This is a genomic window from Paludibacter sp. (assembly GCF_009712605.1).
Lineage (GTDB): Bacteria > Bacteroidota > Bacteroidia > Bacteroidales > Paludibacteraceae > Microbacter.
The window spans coordinates 330,079-349,304 of sequence record NZ_WASO01000003.1 but is presented as its reverse complement, the minus strand read 5'-3'; the positions used below and the strand labels follow the sequence as shown (position 1 = coordinate 349,304).

Annotated in this window: 16 protein-coding genes, 2 tRNA genes and 1 pseudogene; 11 read left to right on the top strand and 8 right to left on the bottom strand. The window is 40.7% G+C overall.

The genetic code is table 11. From position 1 onward, the window contains the following. Positions 1-166: 166 nt before the first annotated feature. The 5 genes from F8N35_RS05515 to F8N35_RS05495 form a co-directional block, all read right to left on the bottom strand. Positions 167-865: a hypothetical protein gene (locus tag F8N35_RS05515; RefSeq protein WP_293050332.1), complete on the bottom strand. Its 699-nt coding sequence runs from the start codon at positions 863-865 to the stop codon at positions 167-169. A gap of 404 nt (positions 866-1,269) precedes the next feature. Then, on the bottom strand, positions 1,270-1,698 hold the full coding sequence (locus F8N35_RS05510; protein WP_293050331.1) for a hypothetical protein: 429 nt from the start codon (positions 1,696-1,698) through the stop codon (positions 1,270-1,272). 158 nt (positions 1,699-1,856) lie between these two features. Next, the gene (locus F8N35_RS05505; RefSeq protein ID WP_293050330.1) at positions 1,857-3,980 is read right to left on the bottom strand and encodes a Tex family protein; all 2,124 of its coding nucleotides are present in this window, start codon (positions 3,978-3,980) and stop codon (positions 1,857-1,859) included. A gap of 92 nt (positions 3,981-4,072) precedes the next feature. Beyond that, complete coding sequence (locus tag F8N35_RS05500; RefSeq protein ID WP_293050329.1) at positions 4,073-5,848, bottom strand: chloride channel protein; 1,776 nt, start codon at positions 5,846-5,848, stop codon at positions 4,073-4,075. A 44-nt stretch (positions 5,849-5,892) separates the two neighbouring features. Then, positions 5,893-6,738: a mechanosensitive ion channel family protein gene (locus F8N35_RS05495; RefSeq protein ID WP_293050328.1), complete on the bottom strand. Its 846-nt coding sequence runs from the start codon at positions 6,736-6,738 to the stop codon at positions 5,893-5,895. 94 nt (positions 6,739-6,832) lie between these two features. Here F8N35_RS05495 and F8N35_RS05490 point away from each other — a divergent pair, with 94 nt between their 5' ends. Then, positions 6,833-7,366 carry an HDIG domain-containing metalloprotein gene (locus F8N35_RS05490; RefSeq protein ID WP_293050327.1) on the top strand — a complete coding sequence of 178 codons (534 nt, stop codon included), beginning with the start codon at positions 6,833-6,835 and terminating at the stop codon, positions 7,364-7,366. Here the strand turns inward: F8N35_RS05490 and F8N35_RS05485 are convergent. Next, positions 7,345-8,751, bottom strand: coding sequence for a DUF3078 domain-containing protein (locus F8N35_RS05485; protein ID WP_293050326.1), 1,407 nt, complete (start codon positions 8,749-8,751; stop codon positions 7,345-7,347). The two genes, F8N35_RS05490 and F8N35_RS05485, sit on opposite strands and share 22 nt — an antisense overlap. Before the next feature lie 157 nt (positions 8,752-8,908). On the opposite strand from F8N35_RS05485, the gene F8N35_RS05480 reads away from it, so the two are divergent. The 5 genes from F8N35_RS05480 to F8N35_RS05460 all read left to right on the top strand — a co-directional run bounded on the left by F8N35_RS05480 (position 8,909) and on the right by F8N35_RS05460 (position 12,230). Next, positions 8,909-10,189 (top strand): M64 family metallopeptidase, encoded by a 1,281-nt coding sequence (locus F8N35_RS05480; protein ID WP_293050325.1) that lies wholly within the window; start codon positions 8,909-8,911, stop codon positions 10,187-10,189. Between the two features lies 1 nt (position 10,190). Continuing rightward, complete coding sequence (locus tag F8N35_RS05475; protein ID WP_293050324.1) at positions 10,191-11,126, top strand: hypothetical protein; 936 nt, start codon at positions 10,191-10,193, stop codon at positions 11,124-11,126. A gap of 39 nt (positions 11,127-11,165) precedes the next feature. Further along, complete coding sequence (locus tag F8N35_RS05470) at positions 11,166-11,924, top strand: geranylgeranylglyceryl/heptaprenylglyceryl phosphate synthase (RefSeq protein WP_293050323.1); 759 nt, start codon at positions 11,166-11,168, stop codon at positions 11,922-11,924. 125 nt (positions 11,925-12,049) lie between these two features. Continuing rightward, positions 12,050-12,122: transfer RNA gene (locus F8N35_RS05465), tRNA-Lys, on the top strand. 35 nt (positions 12,123-12,157) lie between these two features. Then, positions 12,158-12,230, top strand: a tRNA-Lys gene (locus F8N35_RS05460). Positions 12,231-12,342: 112 nt separating this feature from the next. On the opposite strand, the pseudogene F8N35_RS05455 reads toward F8N35_RS05460, so the two are convergent. Next, positions 12,343-13,286, bottom strand: a pseudogene (locus tag F8N35_RS05455) (transposase). 22 nt (positions 13,287-13,308) lie between these two features. After that, positions 13,309-13,620, bottom strand: coding sequence for a hypothetical protein (locus F8N35_RS05450; RefSeq protein WP_293050322.1), 312 nt, complete (start codon positions 13,618-13,620; stop codon positions 13,309-13,311). Between the two features lie 558 nt (positions 13,621-14,178). Between F8N35_RS05450 and F8N35_RS05445 the strand changes: the two genes are divergently transcribed. The 5 genes from F8N35_RS05445 (at position 14,179) to F8N35_RS05425 (ending at position 19,129) form a co-directional block, all read left to right on the top strand. Beyond that, positions 14,179-14,562 carry a DUF1573 domain-containing protein gene (locus tag F8N35_RS05445; protein WP_293050321.1) on the top strand — a complete coding sequence of 128 codons (384 nt, stop codon included), beginning with the start codon at positions 14,179-14,181 and terminating at the stop codon, positions 14,560-14,562. 25 nt (positions 14,563-14,587) lie between these two features. Beyond that, a complete protein-coding gene (locus F8N35_RS05440) occupies positions 14,588-16,471 on the top strand; it encodes an O-antigen ligase family protein (protein WP_293050320.1) in 1,884 nt (627 codons plus the stop codon). Positions 16,472-16,524: 53 nt separating this feature from the next. Further along, complete coding sequence (locus tag F8N35_RS05435; RefSeq protein WP_293050319.1) at positions 16,525-18,147, top strand: hypothetical protein; 1,623 nt, start codon at positions 16,525-16,527, stop codon at positions 18,145-18,147. Between the two features lie 2 nt (positions 18,148-18,149). Then, positions 18,150-18,599: a hypothetical protein gene (locus F8N35_RS05430; RefSeq protein WP_293050318.1), complete on the top strand. Its 450-nt coding sequence runs from the start codon at positions 18,150-18,152 to the stop codon at positions 18,597-18,599. 356 nt (positions 18,600-18,955) lie between these two features. Next, positions 18,956-19,129, top strand: coding sequence for a hypothetical protein (locus F8N35_RS05425; RefSeq protein WP_293050317.1), 174 nt, complete (start codon positions 18,956-18,958; stop codon positions 19,127-19,129). Positions 19,130-19,226: the final 97 nt, after the last annotated feature.

The following is a 19,226-nucleotide window of genomic DNA, read 5'->3' as shown; positions in this document are numbered from 1 at the left end:
CATCTTATTTTATGATTAGATTCCATTAAAAATGTTGCTTTTGTCGGGGTTTAGCACAAAAATTCTTAATGAAAAAACACGAAAAATCAACCAGAGCATAAAAATACACCGATTATTCAAAAAAGGAGAAAACACAAGGAGAAGAATGAAGAGATCTGGCAACCTTTCAAATTGGATTTACCTGCAGAACCAATCGCTTTCGGTTAAAATATACATACAAAGCAGCAAGAATTATCATGGTCATCGTTCCGTCACCAACGGGCATTGGTTCTGCCGGATCATCGCCCCAACCGTCACCGTTGGTTGTAGCTTGAGATGCTTTGCTTACAGATGTTGTTGCCAAAGTTTGCTTTGTAGTTTGAAAGGCCAATAAAGAGGGCATTCCTACGGAAGTTGCTTCGGCAAAAGAAGAAGACACAGAGCCTGAGGAAGATGTCGCTGAAGATACTGCGGCCGCTGAAGCCAAAGGACTGATATATCCATCAGATTGAGCCGTTGCAGAGACAGCACCATTGACAGCAACTCTACCAGAAATTCCCACACGACCAGAAACCGGTTTTCGGCTAGTTACAACGGAAGAATTATCCTTGCCATAATCAGCCCATATATCTTGTTGAGTAGATGATCCGGAAGCAACGCTTGCTCCGGTTTTACTTGATCCTAGCGACAAGGCAGAAAAGCGGTAAGTTTGTCCCTGTGATTGGTGGTTAAAAGTACTGGCCGTACCTGATCCTCCCCAAAAAAGATTATGAAGAAAACGCATAAAAGGTGATCGTGACTGGTCGCCCCGATATTCAGCACCGGAGATAGTCGTTCCTGATAAGGATAACGCTAATCCCAATGCTACGAATTTATATGCAAGCATATACCTTTTCATGCTATAAACATCACGTTATTTTTCTCAAAACCAATTATTGAGTATAAAAAGAGCAGAAATAAATTACTTCAGAAAACTTGCCTGAGCAAGCAAATCAGGGTTGATATCCTGCCAATTTTGCACACTACAACAAGTCTAACAAAGTTACTTGTAAAACAGGAATACACCATCATGGTTATGTTAAATTTTCAAATCGCAAAATTTACACACATTTAACGATTTTTGATTAGCTTTTAGATGTCGCCGTTTTAATTTCAACTTCAAATTAAAGCACTAAATACAAACTTCTTAACACTAAAAACAAGCGAATGAACATTGCCGGATGAAAGCGCATAAAAAAACGGGAGAAATTATTTATTTAACAATTTCTCCCGCTAATTTGTTTTTTATTGCTAAAATTTGTAACGGATACCAAGACCAACATTTGCTGATCCGTAGTTACTATCATGGGAACTCCCAAAATTAAACATCGGACGCCAGTCCAATGACAATTGAAGTGGAATTGCAAAATTATATTCAATACCTACAGTTCCCCCAATACCAATTATAGTACTGGAATTAAACAATCCCAATCCTGCTCCGGGTCCAATATACCACTTGAATCCCTCTGTAATCGGATTAACCCACTGGTAGAAACCTGTAAGAGATGTTGTATTCCAACCCCAACCAAGGTTAAACTCCAAGCGATTGATATCATTCAGCGAACGTTGATAAGAAACTTCTGCACCACTCGTCAGGCGAACACCAAGGGCATTATCCTGAGCATTTGCGAATGCAGCCACAAAAAATGAAACTAAAAAAATAACAATTGTTTTCTTCATAATTATTACATTTAATAACTTTCAAAGATACTACACGAATCGCGTGTATCAGCAAAAACTAAACGAAATAATGACCATTTTATTTCGTCAAACAGAAATTTAAATCCTTATTTTTCTGATAAACCAACCCGTTTATAAGCTTCAGTAAGCCGTCAATTTCAGGCTTGTTTCATTGAAAGAGACACCCGCTTACGTACCAAATCCACATCAAGTACTCTGACGGTAACATGTTGATGCAGTGACAAAACTTCAGCCGGATTACTAACGAATCTATCAGCTATTTGAGAAACATGCACCAGACCGTTTTCATGAATTCCGATATCAACAAAAGCTCCAAAATTGGTAATATTTGTAACAACTCCCGGTAAAACCTGTCCGATTTTAAGATCCTGAATATCTTTAATGGTCGGATCAAAAGCGAAAGCTTCCAGTTGCTGGCGTGGATCGCGCCCCGGTTTCGCCAATTCCTCCATAATATCAACCAAAGTAGGCAACCCGATTTTCTCTGTTACGTACTTTTTTACATCCACCTTTTTACGCAGTTCTTCACTACCAATAAGATCAGCAACTGTACACTGCAAATCCTTTGCCATCTGCTCTACCACTGGATAACTTTCAGGATGCACTGCCGAATTATCCAATGGATTGCCAACATTCTCCACGCGCAAAAAACCGGCAGCCTGCTCGAATGTCTTTGCCCCCATCTTAGGCACTTTCATCAACTCCTTTCTCGATTTGAATGCTCCATTTGCTGTACGGTAGTCTACAATATTTTGTGCAAGCTGCGGTCCTAACCCTGAAATATACGTCAATAAATATTTGCTCGCAGTATTTACCTGCACGCCCACTTTGTTCACGCAATTCTCAACTGTCTGATCGAGGGCTGTCTTCAGCTCGGTCTGATTAACATCGTGCTGATATTGTCCTACCCCTATAGACTTAGGATCTATCTTTACCAATTCGGAAAGCGGATCCATCAAACGTCGACCAATAGATACCGCGCCACGCACAGTAACATCCTCATCCGGGAACTCTTCGCGGGCAATTTTGGACGCCGAATATACGGATGCTCCGTTTTCACTCACGACAAACACCTGCAAGTCGTGCTGCGGAATATAATTTTGAAAGAATTGTTCGGTTTCACGACTGGCGGTTCCGTTTCCAATAGCCACGGCCTGGATCTGAAACTGGGCAATCAATCGGATTATTTTGTCAGAAGCTTTGGAAACGTCACTTTGGGGTGGATGCGGATAAATCACATCGTGATGCAACAAGACTCCCTGCTCGTTGAGACAAACAATTTTACAACCTGTACGGAAACCGGGATCTACTCCCATCACCCGCTTTTGACCAAGCGGAGCAGCCAGCAACAATTGTTTCAGGTTTTCAGCAAACACACGGATGGCCTCCGCATCTGCCTTTTCTTTGCTTGCTGCGGCAAATTCGGTTTCTATACTGGGTTTCAACAAGCGTTTATAACTATCGCCAATTGCCATTGAAACCTGATCTGAAGCTGCATTACGAGCTTTTACAAACAGTTTATCCAACCGCTCCAGACAGCGTTCTTCCTCCGGCTGAATGGCAACCCTCAGAATACCTTCCGACTCACCGCGACGCATTGCCAGTAAGCGATGCGACGAACAACGCCGCAAAGGCTCTTCCAGTTCAAAATAATCGCGATATTTATCTCCGTCAACCTCTTTCCCTTTGATCACACGGGAAGAGATAATTGCCTCTCTTGAAAAAATCGTACGTATTGAATTTCGTGCCACTTCATTTTCATTCACCCATTCGGCAATAATATCACGAGCTCCCTTCAGAGCATCATCAGCATCCTTTACATCACCTTTTACAAACGACAATGCCTTACTTTCAACGTCATTGTCAACCTGCCTCATCAGTATTTTTGCCAAAGGCTCCAAACCCTTTTCCCGTGCAATTTCGGCTTTTGTACGACGTTTTGGTTTATAAGGCAGATAAATATCTTCCAGCTCGGTCATCGACAAACATTTATCTATCCTATCGCGTAGATCGTCAGTCAGTTTACCTTGTTCTTCAATAGAATTCAGGACTGTCTGTTTGCGTTTTTCCAGTTCGCACAATTTTTCGTAACGTTCTTTAATGGCCGCAATCTGAACTTCGTCCAGAGAACCGGTACGTTCTTTACGGTAACGGCTGATAAACGGGATGGTAGCTCCTTCTTCGAGCAAATCGATGGTGTTTTTTACCTGCTGTTCACGGAGCTGAAGTTCTCCGCTAACGATAACACTGAATGAAAGCATAAAAAGAGTTTGAAGATGCAACTAATTCTGCAGCGGTCTGTTGCAGAATATCAAGTAATAATTAAAGAGAAAGATATGCAATCCGGCATTCTCTATTCATCGGAAAAATGAACGAGCACACGCCGGTAAGCGTTGAATATTTTGGCTTTAGAAACAAAACCCATATATTTTCCATTGTCGACTACCGGAAGATTCCAGGCCTGAGTGCTTTCGAAAACATTCATGACCGTTTCCATGGAATCTTTTGACGATAGTAATGCCGGGGGAGAGATCATTAACTGACTAACTTTAAAACGATTGTACAGCTCAGGCCGGAACATGATATTCCGGACTTCGCTTAAAGGCATTACTCCCAATAACTTTCCGCTATAATCAACCACCGGATAGATATTACGGTTAGAATTGGAAATCACCTTGACCAAATCTCCCAAAGTATTATCAGGCCGCACAATGTCCATGTCGGTCTCAATCACATTCTCCATTTTAAGCAGTGTCAGCACCGCCTTATCCTTATTGTGCGTAATAAGCTCGCCTTTTTTTGCCAAACGCATTGCATAGATGCTGTGTGGCTCAAACACCATAATCGTCAAAAAGGCGATGACAGAAGTGATCATCAAAGTCATAAACAAGGAATATCCACCCGTCAGTTCGGCAATGAGGAAGATAGCCGTTAACGGTGAGTGCATTACAGCCGACATCACGCCTGCCATTCCGGCAAAAGCAAAATTCTCGACCGGAAGCTTAAATCCAAGAAAATGGTTCATCACAAAAGCGACGAGGTAACCCGTAACACACCCCACAAACAAACTGGGAGCAAACACCCCTCCGACGCCACCACCTCCGTTGGTTGCGGTACTGGCAAAAATCTTAAAGAAAATAACAGCCGCCAGATAAAGAATAATTGCCCAGGCGTTGAATCTCAGATTATAAAACAGGCTCTTTTCGAATAATGTCTCCGAATTTCCGGCTAAAAGAGAACTGATAACCTCATAACCTTCTCCATACAATGGGGGAAACAGAAATATCAGCAGGCTAAGCATAACACCTCCGAATGCCAGTTTGCGATAAGGAGTATTCAGTTTCCGAAAGACATTTTCGAGGGCATTCATTCCTCTAGTGAAATAGAGAGAGACAAATCCACAAACAATACCAAGAATAATCAAATAAGGAATTCTGTCAATCGAGAATGGGGAGGAAACAGTAAAATGAAACATAATCTGGTCGCCCATCAGGAAATAGGTGAGAGAGGCTGCTGTGATAGAAGAGATCATCAATGGCACGACTGAAGCCATGGTCATATCGACCATCAGCACTTCCAAAGTGAACAACACGCCGGCAATCGGAGCCTTAAAAATACCACTGATAGCTCCGGCAGCACCGCACCCCACGAGCAACATCAGTGTTTTTTGGTTCATCTTGAAAAATTTTCCAAGATTGGATCCGATGGCAGATCCGGTCAAAACGGCTGGAGCCTCAGCTCCAACAGACCCCCCAAAACCAATAGTAATGGCACTACCGACTACCGAGCTCCAGACATTATGCAATTTTATAATCGCTTTCCGCTGAGAAATGGCATACAGAATTTTAGTTACTCCGTGACCAATATCATCACGTACTATATTCCGGACAAACCACCCTGCTATAAAAATACCAACAACCGGCAAAATCAAGTACCAATAGTTTGCAGAATCCAATGCAAAACGATGAGTAAGCAAAGTTTGAATTCCATGGATTGACATTTTCAGAACAAAAGCAGCCAATCCGGTAAATAACCCAACCAAAAAGCTTAGGAACAACACAAATTGGCGCTCTTTTATGTGTTGCTCCCGCCAGGCAATCAATTCGAGATATCTGCTTTTTGATGTCATATATAATTCAAAACCTTTCTTCTTTTCAAATCAGAAGCTATCCGCTATTGATTCTTAATTAAAATATTCCGCGTTGGGTAAGGAATATCTACCCCCTCTTTATCAAACCGTTCCTTTACAGACTTCAGCAAATCACATTTCATAACAAACGCATTCCCCGTGTTTGAAGCCCATGCCCATGCTCTCAGTTTAATGGCAGAATCGCCAAGTTCAAGTACTCTTACATTCACTATCGGCGCGTCCGCTTCTTTTTGTTCTTTCGTCCTGTTGTCAACCAACAAAGGATGTTGCATCGCCTCTTCACGAATCAGATTAATAGCTTTGTCAATGTCGGCGGAATAGCCAATTCCCACTTCCACGAAAGCGCATACCGGTTGGTCGGCAAAAGTAGAATTGATAATAGTAGATGAGTTGATGGTGGTATTAGGAACAATGATACTCCTGTTCTCGGGATCGCGTATAATAGTATGTCGCAACGTAATATCCTCAACAGTACCCCGATTTGTATCCGGCAGAATAACCGTATCACCGACTCTAAACGGTTTGAAAAGAATGATAAAAATACCGCTAATAATGTTGGCTACTGATTGTTGAGCCGCAAACCCGATAGCTGCTGTCAAAATAGCCGCTCCCGCCAGCATGGTTTTCCCGATTGCCTTGAACTCCGGAATTTTATTGAATAAAAACAGAGCGCCTATAACAACTACGAAAAAATTGATTGTATTTTTCAGAAAAGAATAGTTGGTCGGATCCATTTTCATCTTTACGGCTGCACGCTTAAATGCCCTTCTCAGCAACCATGAAGATGTTTTGACAGCAAAAAAAGTAATAATGATGGCTCCGCCAATCCAAATAGCCTCTTCCATCAGATTCATTGCGCCGTGTCCCATATTATTTTTGCAGTTTATATTAAAGAGTTTGACGTTAATTTCCTTTCAAAAGAGTTTTCTGTGTATATTTGAACATCAAAAATACAACAAAAAAATGAGCCCATTGTCCATTCTCTCCAAATATTATGATACCGACAGTCGTCTATACACCATTTTACTACAGCACAGTCAGTCCGTAACGCACAAAGCAGTAGAAATTTCACTCAAACATCCGGAATTAAATGCCGACACCGAATTTATTGCAGAAGCGGCCATGTTGCACGACATCGGTATTTTCCTCACCAATGCGCCGCAAATTGAATGCTACGGCAAGCATCAATATATTGAACACGGATATTTAGGAGCCGATATTCTGCGAACCGAGGGCCTTCCCCGACATGCGCTGGTATGCGAGCGACATACGGGCACCGGCCTGAGCGTGGAATACATCAGGGAAAACAATTTACCGCTCCCGCTTCGGGATCTGAGACCCGTCAGCATCGAAGAACAAATCATTTGCTATGCTGACAAATTTTTTTCCAAATCAAAACACAACATTGAATTGCCCTTAGAAACCGTACGGGAATCATTGCGCAAATACGGCGAATCTGTATTAGCTAAGTTTGATCAATGGAACAATCTGTTTTGAGGCTTGGCTTTAATGTTATTGAACTTATAGGCAAACCCAAAGCTCATCAATTCTTTCATCTGAATCTTGGCATGCTTATCACCTGCTGCAATCATAGCTGTATCATACCTCGGATGCAATGACAGACGGAACGACAGGTAACGGGTTAGGATAAAGTTGGTGGTAGTTTCCCAATCTACTTCTATCTTTTTGTAGTTGGTATAATAAGAGAACCGTGTCGACAAATCCACGGTACTGGAGAGTTTCTTGTTGTATTCCACCTTGATCATGCTACCGAACTCATGTAACGAATTTTTACCCGGCAAAATCCCAAAGTTTGCCTTGTTGTAATTCATTGTATCGGTAAAGCAAACATACTTGAACGACAACGGAGTCACCAAAACAGAAAGCTGCTGCTTGTATTTATAGTCCATACCAATACCAAGATCTAAACGAAAAGGTTTCAAAAAGCCATTCACTTTCGTTTTCGAATTCAGCGCTGAGTAAGCCGTCAAAGAATAGGTTGTAAACTCACCTGACAAGCTATAATACCAGTTTTCAAACGCTTTCAACCCAAATTTACTTGACAGACGAATCTGGTTTTCTGTAACCGAATAATGACGTACAGTGTCCGCGCTCTCACTCTGAAGCCCCATTTTTATCGAGACTGAATTATCCCACTGAATATCCTTCTGATTATCATAGTTAGCACTGGCTTCTAATACACCCAAGGTTGCCAGATTGCTTTTCCCGCCCTGATACCAGTTGGAAGACGTGTAATTTTGAGATAACTGCAAAGCCAGATTGCCTTTAGTCGACCATGGATCTTTTTCCAGACCATTCACCTTCATTTTTTTAGGTCTGAATTGATCCAGCTTTCTTTTGATATACATATCCTTATGCCCCGGAGATGCAATATTAGTAATAACGAACTCATTCGGATCAGGAAGATTCCACATATGATTCTTAATCTTCAGTGGATCAGTAGCTATTATTTTTTCTTTCTGCTGCTCTCGAAGACTGTCCATGTAATTCATCACGTAGAAATCAGGGGAAAAATATCCGGACACGTTCTTATCGTATGATTGATACGATTTGTTCATTTGGGCTACAACAGGAGCTAATGGAGGATTAAAGGAAAGGCGCATTCCTGTAAAGATCAAATCATTGAAAAGCGGGTTGCTCTCATAATACGATCGGTCAGGCAACAACCTATACTCAATATTGGTTTTATTCACCAGACTATCCGGAACCGGAACGGCCTTTCCCAGTGTGGAAAGTGCGATAGAGTCAATGTTGACATGCAATGTTTCTTGTTGTACATTGCCTTTCAGTTCAAGAGGTTGCTGTGCATTTAACAGAACAGCTACACATCCAAACAAAATGCTAAAAACTAACTTCTTCATTGTCTTTAATCAACTTAATAATGGCTGCAAAAATACACATTATAAACGTACGAAATCGCTGTCCCCTATATAAAATCAGTCAATTTTGTAGTTTTGTGACGTAGTTTTGTTTTTTTTGATTTAATTTGCACCCTGTTTATTTCAAAACACCCGCTTTATGCTAAAGTATACCCTTACCTTACTGTCAATTTTAGTTTATTCCAATCTTTTCGCGTCACCCTCTTTTTCCGATTTTTTTACAGATAAAGCTTGTCGCGTTGACTTTCATTTTTGTGGAAACACTCATCAAACCACTGCATATCTCGACAACATCCGTCAGGAACCATTTTGGGGTGGTCGTCACAATCACCTTGACTCGGATCTGAATCTTGGCGATTTCAGATTCAGAGTTCTTGACAGTATCTCTCAAAAAGTAATTTATATCAACGGTTTTGATGCACTGTTTCGTGAATGGCAATCAACGCCTGAAGCACAAAAGACTAACAAAAGCTTTGAACAGGCCATTCAATTTCCCTATCCCAAAAAAGCCGTTGTCTTGCTCATCGAAAAGAGACTAGACTTCAACCGATGGGAAGAATTGTTGCGATTCAATCTTTCTCCTGACGACAAACTGATTGAAAAAAGGATTCCGCGGCAAGTACCGGTAAAAACAATTGGAAAATCCGATCGTCCCGAAAAAGACATCGACATTGCCGTGATTGCCGAAGGATATACCGCTGCCGAACAGGATAAATTCTTCAAAGACGCGCAACGCCTTTACGAAAACCTGTGTACTCACGAGCCTTTTGCTTCCAATAAGAATAAAATTGTACTTCACGCTATTGCTGCGCCATCCGAAAATTCCGGAGTTTCCGTTCCGCAGGATTCAGTCTGGAAGAATACGGCTGTCGGATCCAACTTTTATACTTTTTACGAACCGCGCTACCTGACCACCCTTAATGTAAAGAAAGTGTATGATTTTGCAGCGCTTGTTCCGTACGATGCTGTCTATATTCTGGTAAATACCGACCGATACGGAGGTGGAGGAATTTATAATTTCTATACGCTGGTTACTGCCGACAACAAGTACACTACTCAGGTCTCCGTGCATGAATTCGGACACTCTTTCGGCGGCCTTGCAGATGAATATTTCTACGACAAGCAGGATGTGCTCACCGATATGTACGATCTGAAAACCGAGCCCTGGGAACCAAATATTACCTCATTGGTCGATTTCGATAAAAAATGGAAGAACGACCTTCCAAAAGGCACGCCGGTGCCAACTCCGCCTACAGATCAATACAAAGGTAAAGTGGGTATTTTTGAAGGCGGAGGCTATCTAACCAAAGGCATGTATCGTCCTTCGTTCGATTGCCGGATGAGAACCAATTCGTATCCGGAATTTTGCCCGGTTTGTCGCAAAGCTATCGAACGGATGATTCGCTTCCTGACCGAATAAGATGTGCGCATCCACAATTCTGATTGCGCCTCTCAACTGGGGGTTGGGACATGCAACCCGTTGTGTGCCAATAATCCGCAACTATCTTGCAAATGGACAACGCGTTGTCTTAGCTGCCGATGGTGATGCCCTGAGTTGGCTGAAAAGCGAATTTCCGGATTTAAAAACCATCCGACTACCCGGATTCAATATCCAATATTCTCCTAGTGGCTCTCAGCTGTTTGCCATAATACGACAACTACCGAAGATAATAGCCGGAACCATCCGGGAGCATCGACATCTAAAAAAATTGATCCGGGAAGAAAATATCCAAACGGTGATCTCCGATAATCGTTTCGGGCTCTGGAACAAATCAGTCAAATCGATCTATATAACCCATCAGCTATTGATTCGGGCTCCTTACCGTTGGATGGAGCCCCTGCTCCGGTTTTGCCATCGCTGCATCATCAACCGTTACGACGAATGCTGGATCCCCGACATTGAAGGAGATGGAAATCTTTCGGGAGAGCTTTCTCACAAATATCCGTTACCTCGTAATGCGCGGCTTATCGGATGGCTCTCACGATTCCCATCAACGAACGCGATTCCGGTTAAAAAAAACTACACAAACCTTTGCCTTATCTCAGGACCGGAACCTCATCGTACTTTATTTGAGCAAATGTGCATCGGAAGGTTTAAAAACAGCATAGAGCCCACATTAATTGTAAGAGGGAAACCGGGGGACTGCATGTCGGAATCCGCCATTGGTAACATCGATTTGGTTTCGGTTCTTTCTTCCGGAGAACTTAAAACGCATCTGCTTCAGACACCCAACATTTTTTGTCGCTCGGGCTATTCTACCCTCATGGATTTGAAACTATTGGAACGGGAAGCCAACCTGTTCCCTACCCCGGGACAGCCCGAACAGGAATATCTGTCCAAGCTGCATAAGAAATAGACATTTCTTTTCTTACCTTTGCTTTGTTAAAAACTCACTATGAAGCAGGCAATTTACCAATTAATATCGGACGCAGTAAAGCAAAATCAAAAACTATTTGTCGTGTTGATCGATCCGGATAAATGCTCGGACGAAAAACAGATCTCCCATCTTGCATCGCTACTCAATATCGCAAAACCCGACCTTATTTTTATCGGCGGCAGCCTCACCAGCGAATCTACCGCACGGCTAATCAAACACCTGAAAAGCCAATGCCTGATACCAATGGTTCTTTTCCCGGGTAATGCAATCCAGTTTACGCCCGAAGCCGATGCTTTATTGTTTTTGTCTCTGATATCCGGACGTAACCCTGATTTTCTGATCGGGCAACACGTTGTTATTGCACCTGCGGTAAAACAATCAGGCATAGAGACAATATCAACCGGATACATTCTGGTGGAAAGCGATCAAACAACAGCCGTGGAATATATCAGCAACACACGCCCCATACCACGACATAAACCGCAATTAGCCGCAGCAACTGCCATTGCCGGCGAATTACTGGGCAACAAGCTGATCTACCTTGAAGCCGGTAGCGGGGCAAAACCGCCGGTCCCTGCCGAAATGATCTCCGGCGTCAAAAAATCGATATCTGTTCCACTAATTGTTGGAGGCGGATTACGCACTAACGAAGATATTTTGAACGCTTTAAATGCGGGAGCCGACATTATTGTGGTGGGAAATATACTGGAAAGCACCCCCGAAAAGATGGTTGATTTTGCCAAAACAATAAAAAACCTCCACAATCAACCAGGATAAAAAACTACATATCAATTAATTAAAAAAAATAGCAATTTCTTTAATCCAAAATTGCCGTCACCACTTGGTGTTTCAAAAAAAAGACCCTATCTTTGCATCCGCTTTTAGCAATAGCTTAAAGCCTTGATTCAGTAGCTCAGCCGGTAGAGCACATCCCTTTTAAGGATGGGGTCCTGGGTTCGAATCCCAGCTGAATCACCGAAACTCAAACTACATATAGGCGTAAAAGCCCTGATTCAGTAGCTCAGCCGGTAGAGCACATCCCTTTTAAGGATGGGGTCCTGGGTTCGAATCCCAGCTGAATCACAATAAAAAGTCTCTGAAAAGTAATTATTTTCAGAGACTTTTTTACTTATTGCATAAGACCAACCTTCGACCGAAAGAAGGGATCACCTACAAAAGTTGAGGGATTTGAAATTTAAGCATATAATTTTGATAAGCGGAACAAGAAAAAAGCCTTGTCCGTTACACCTCTGAAAAGAGATCGGAAGGCTTTGATTTTGGAATTGAATGATTCGGATGCTGCATTGGTTGATCTGCGGTGGAAGAAATTGACAATTTCCAGATAATGGGTCTGGATAGTTCTTACGATAGTACTAAAGGAAAGGAATCCGCTACGATCAATCTGATCGTACCACCGGGCAAAACGGGTTAAAGCCACATCTGCCTGCTTGGTTTGATGATAAATCAGACCTAATTGCATACTCAGATAATAAGCCTTCTTTATATCAGGATATTCCCGGAAAAGAATTTTTGCTCTTTGCTCCTGCGACGGCGTCCATGAAGATTTCTTTTTAAACAAGAGATAACGACTGCGAGCCAGCAACTGCTTGAGCGGATCTCCGTTCTCAAAGGCAGGAGCGATGTATTTCTCACCTTTGCATTTGGCAAGATGGATGGCTATGGCTTCTTTGTCCAATGCCTCCCAGCGGGCTTTAATGCGCATTTCCTGAACCGCATCGTAAGCCAGCTTTTGCACATGAAACCGGTCAATTACCCGTTTGGCAGCCGGGAAACAGGCCTTGGCAATCAACTATATACATCCATGGTAATTTCCCGAGCCTGAAACCGCCTTTTGCGGTTCATTTGAAGAAGCACTTTACAAATTACCTCTGCCTGAGTTCCTTTTATAATAGCAACAATGCTGCCCTGACGGCCTTTGGCTTGCTTGTTGATTAAAACGGTATATAATTCCCCTTGGGATAGTGCCACTTCATCAATGCGCAGATAAGAACCCATATTCTTGGGATACAAGATCCAATCCGGCGCATGAACCCTCTGTTCCCATTGCTTAAATTCGCTCAAATGATTCTTGTACTGCCGCTCGAACAGGTTGCCATCAAGACCATACAAGTCTCCTATAGTATTACAACTGACGGCATGATTATCGATGTAATCCTTTTAAAAAAGACGCAAATTCTTGCGTTAATCGTGTACCGTCTGCTGTGATATGTATCTCACGGTTGACATATTCCCCGGTCTGTTTATTTATCCAACGTCGTCGACGGATATTTAGCAACAGAGGTTTGCCCCGTAGTGGAAAATCCTGCACCAGAACTGCCGGATAAAAACCCTTACTCTCTAATTGATCAGACTCTTCTTGTTCTTTTATTACAAGTTTCTCTTCCACATTCACTATGTCAAAATAATCTGTAAAGCCTGCCGGTAATAACAGGCTATATCCATCTTTTAGCATCTCTGTTTTTTTACTGCAAAGATAGAAATTCTGTTATTCCCCCTCAACTTTTGTAGGTGATCCGAAATTGCTCTGTTTTTTTCAAAAACAGCTATTGATACTGCTATGTATTCAGTTCTGTTGTGCAGCATAAAGTCTATTAATTTACTCCTTTATAAAAACTATAAAACAAGATATCAGATAGAAAGTGCTTATCTATTACAAGTCAATATCTCCTATGGTAAATAGTTTTTCTGATCCTTTGATTGTTAATGTGATAGCTATTAGCTGCTTGTATTTTGAAAAAATTATGTTGTAAAACATGAATTTATATGTTGTATATTTTTTATAATATAAATTGAAAATGTTTATATTTGCATCGTTCATTATGTTTAATTATATATGTATAAATATTTAATAATAAATAAAACTAGATAATATGTTTATTTTATATGCTTTTTTTATTAAATATGATAAATTCAGAGGCGGCAATTCTTTTATGTAATAACGTAATATAATCACAAATAAAATCTAAATACATTATCAAGTGTACTACGGGTTAATAAAGCAATAAACACAATGAAAAAAAATCTTCTATTACTTATCTTGCTTTTAGCAATAAGCCATCTGATGATGGCACAGGGTAAGCCGGTTCTGAGTTTCGAGAAACAGGAATATGATTTGGGTGTTATTAAATTCACTTCCAAATCAAAGAAAATCAGATTTAACTATACTTTTAAAAATACAGGTAGTGCTCCACTAATAATAAACAGCGTGCAAACATCGTGTGGCTGTACTATTTCTGAATGGACTAAGAAACCGGTCCAGGCAGGTACTAAAGGACATGTATATGCCATTTTGGAATTGAAAGGAAAAATAGGTTTAATTCGCAAAACTCTTTTTGTCTATTCTAATGCGAATAAGCAAGTTGTTCAATTGTATATCAAAGGAATGATAGAATAAATTTGTTAGTATTATATTATTATAGATGAAACAAGCAAGCAAATTAGCAAATAGTATTTCGGACTTGAAATTTTTCTTTGTCGGTATAATTGTGTTTGTTTGCTGCTTGTTTCCACTGCGTACATACGATTCGTTTGTTGGTTTGAACCAGATTGACATTATTGCTCCTGTTTTTTTTACGTTAGCAATTTCGTTGTCCTTCTTTTTTGCCGGCGAGATTATTTTTGCTAAGAATTACACAATAAGGCACACTGCTGCCGATATACTTGTGATAGCATATATGCTTTACACCGGAGTTTGTTTTGCATTACAACATAGGACAATAAACCCCGAGACTTTCTTTGAGTTTATAACGCTTGTTATTCTATTCCTTATTTTTAGGAATGTTAAACCGCAGCATGTTAAATACCTGTTGCTTCTGTTTCCATTAGTCGGCATAGCGCAAATAATCTATGGTATAGCCAACCAAACACAATACTTTATGCCCGGATATGGATTGGTTGATGTGACAGGCGTATTCAATAATACAGGCATAATGGGTGGATTTATGTCTGTTGTATTTGTAGCGACACTGTGTTTACCTATTAGGAATACCGATAGCAGCAAATTTATACATCGAATTCCTTTTATGAAGATTCTGCGGTTTGTACTTCTGTTTCTGTTCTTTATTCAGTTGTTGGCAAGTCATTCCCGAGCAGCCTGGTGTGGCAGCCTGGCAGGCTGTGTTTACTTTATATTTTTTCGCCCAGAAGGTATTTACCAACGTTTTGTCCGGAAAAATTCAATTCGCAAGCTGCTGATGGGTGTAGCTATAAGCTTGTCGGTTATTGCGTTAGTAGTTGGACTCTATGCCGTTAGAAAAGAGTCGGCTGATGGGCGATTGTTGATATGGCGCATCTCGCTCGATATGATAAAGGACAAGCCTGTTTTTGGATATGGTATCAATGGTTTTCAAGCTAACTACATGGAATATCAGGCACGGTACTTCTCGTTACATCCAACTTCCTCTTTCAGCAACTTAGCCGATAATAATGGATTTGCATTTAATGAAGTGCTGAAACTACTTGTCGAACAAGGTATAATGGGACTTTTGCTATTGGGTGCATTGGGTTACATCCTGTTTTTTAAAAATCGGGAGAATCCACCCGAAATTACGGCTATTAAAGCAACCCTAGTGGCGTTGTTTACATTCGGGTGTTTTTCCTATCCTTCTGATGTGTTTCAGCTGAATGTGATACAGGTTATGCTCGTAGCCCTCTTAAATTCGACCTCATCTCAGGTTCCTATCCTTAAGAAATGTGGGGGAGACAGGTGGGTTTTAAGATTGCCGTTTGCTTTATTTTTAAAGAAGCAGCCCAGAATCGGGAAGATAGTGATTGTGGCAGGACTGCTATTGTTTTATGGTGTAATTATTACGTTTTTAACGAACAGTGTTTTACAATACGATGCTGCTTGTAACGACTGGAAAAAAGGATTGACATTGTTTAATAATCAAAGGGGAATTAAACTGCTTCAATCGTGTTATCCTACACTGAGTAATAACGGACTGTTTATGACCAACTATGGTAAAGTGCTTACCTTGTCGGGGGCATATTCCGAAGCCATACCTGTGTTGCAGAAAGCAAATGTCCTGCAGCCACAGGCAAGCAATTATACAGAACTGGGGAAATGTTACCGGGCAACGGGAAACACCGCAGGTGCCAGAGGAGCATGGAACACCGCCTCACGGATGATACCGGCACTCTTCACTCCTCTGTATTTAATCGCCAAAATGGATTATGAAACCGGTGAATTACCCGAGGCAAGGAACCTCGCCAGACAACTGATGGAGAAAAAGCCTAAAATAAGAAACCAAGAAACAGACAGTATTCAGTCCGAAATGGCTCAACTGATTGATGCAATCCAGTGAGCCCAAGTAGAGAAGGATCCAATTCTTTATAATCATATTAACATCATTTATTCATGAAAAAACAAAAGAGATGTTTTTTTTATTCGACTATTATCGTTTTATTTACAGTGTTATTATACGCTTGTAAAGCGGATATTCAGAATGCAGTGGCTTCCATAACGGGGTCGCCCGATAATGACGTGGCAGCAGCTCAGGAATGGTATAATAAAACTTTTCAGGCATCATTGCCGATTGGGATTGCCAGGGTAAAATCAAGTAATGCTAAATTTTCAGCCAAGCCCGATTGGAAACATGCTTACAGTGTTAAATACGAAGGCTATTCAGCTGTTCATACGCCTTTAAATACACAACAGAGATTTAGTTTTGTTACGCCAGACAATAAGCAAGCCTATGAGACGACAGGTGATGCGAGATATATAAGTACTTTTACTCAAATGGTTGTAATCAACGAAAAGAAAGATGACAGAATGTATGCATTTTTAATGACCCTTGTCCCGGATAAGGCTTATCTCGAATCGACTCACTTTGCCGCTTTTAGTTCAAATTATAGAAAATGGCAGAAGGGTTACAGCGGCTATGTATTTTACCATACACTGGATGGACACTTTAATAATGGATGGAAATTTGAAAATGGTAAAGTAACGATGCGAGTAACGCAAGTGGATGAGAATGGAATTGACATAAGCATGGGAATGAGGAATAAAGTCTCTGCAGCAACCATCTGCTCTACACTTACTTTTCAGCTTTGGTCTCAGTTATGTTATTATACGTACACGAATTCTGAATCTCAAGGTGCACAAAACGTCTCTCCTTCTACTTGTAGCTGGTCTTATGAAGGCAATCAGTATCTGACTGTATGTTATGACGATGGCGGAAGTAGCGGAGGTGGTCAAAGTACTGGCGGAGGGTATACCGGTGGTAGCGGCAGTTCGTCAACCCCTACAATTCAAACTCGTACCAACTGCCCCTCATCGGCAACTGATAATTCAATTAGAACGAACGGAATATTGAATTATACAAATACAAATTATGCAACGGGTTCTTATGCTGATGTAAATTCATTCATGACTCAACTACGAGCTTATGCAGGTAGTAGTTCTTATGAATGGGGAGGAAGTATTTCTTTTAATGATGGTATGTATTATTTATCAAATCAAGCAGGTGGTGGTCCTTATATTTATTCTGATAATAACGCTCATTCAGTTAGAATTTCAACTTCGGCAAATACCAGTGTTGTTGTTCATACTCACCCCAATAATACAACTCAGAGTCCATCACCAGAGGATGTTATGATGCTTTGTAGAACGTATAGTAGTGGATGTTCTAATATTTATGCAAGTGTGGTATTTGCATCCAATGGCTCGGAATATGTGATATATATCGATAATCAGTCGTTATTCAACAACTTTTGCAGTTACTCGAATTTTCCAGCATCAACAGCGGATCATTTGTTTCCGTCTGGGACAACATTGGCAATCCAGTATAATGCTGTTTATAACAATTTGATAAATTTGGGATATTCTGCTGATGATGCCAATTCATATGCTATTTCTTACGTTTTGGATAATAATGGCACGGGCTTGAAAATATCGGAGAAAAAGAAAGGACAGGCCGATTTTAAAGAACAACAAACAATTCAAAGTGGCTCTAATTATCAACCTCAAAAATGTCAATAAAGATGAAAAAAATAATTTTGATTTTTGCAAGCATGCTTCTTGTATGCAATTTATTTTCGCAGCAACCAATACCTAATTATAAGGCTTTGAAATCTTTCAAAGGGGATACGAAATCATATCTTAAAAAAAACTTTGTAGACAGACAGAATGTCTATATTGGAAAAACGATTGGAGAACTTCTTAAAGAGATTGAGATGAAACCAACTGGATTTGACTTTTATAATAGTGCAGGCTATTGTATGGGTATTAATTTGTTCTTTGAAAGTAAACCGGGCTTTCCTGCAGGGAAGAAAATTCTATCTATAGCATTTGAAGAACCTTTTACAATGAAACCTTTAGCAAATATTATGAAAGTTTATCCGTGTGATACTTGGGTAAATGCACATTACGAATTCTTCAAAGACAAGAAAATCAAAAAGATTTTGTATAATCCCTATGAGAATGGCAATTAGTTGATATTGAAATTTTATTTACCGATGTCACGAAATAAAATTCGGCTAATGTAGCGCCGTGGCATGCCGCGACGCTATGCAATTTTACGTCAAAAGAGAAAAGATCATATGAAAAATAGTTGTTTGCCTTTTTATTTTAGTGATTGTCTAGTCCTGAAATAGCGTTACAAAGTGGACTTAGTAACTTTGTCTGGATAAAAAGTTAAGGGTAAAAACTTACTTTTGTATTATGACAACAACCAGAAAGCATTACAGCCGCGAGTTCAAGGAGAACACGGTGAAATTAAGTTACGAACGCAGTAATATATCCGATTTAGCCAGAGAGAGTTAGGAATGCGTGCGAACTTACTGTACCAATGGAGAGAAAAATCTCAAGCCAAGGGCTAAGAAAGTTTTCCAGGCAATGGAAAACAATCAGTAACGCCAGAATGAAAGAACTTTTGGAGGTGCGCAAGCAGCTTAAGCGCAAGGAAATGGAGCTTGAGATACTAATAAAAGCCGTCAGCATTATCACCAAGGACAACTGTTGATCGATCGGTTTATCACCGATAACCAAAAGAAGTGGACAGTTGAGATGATGTGTGAAGTGTTGGAGGTTTCAAACTCAGGGTATTATTACTTCCGAGC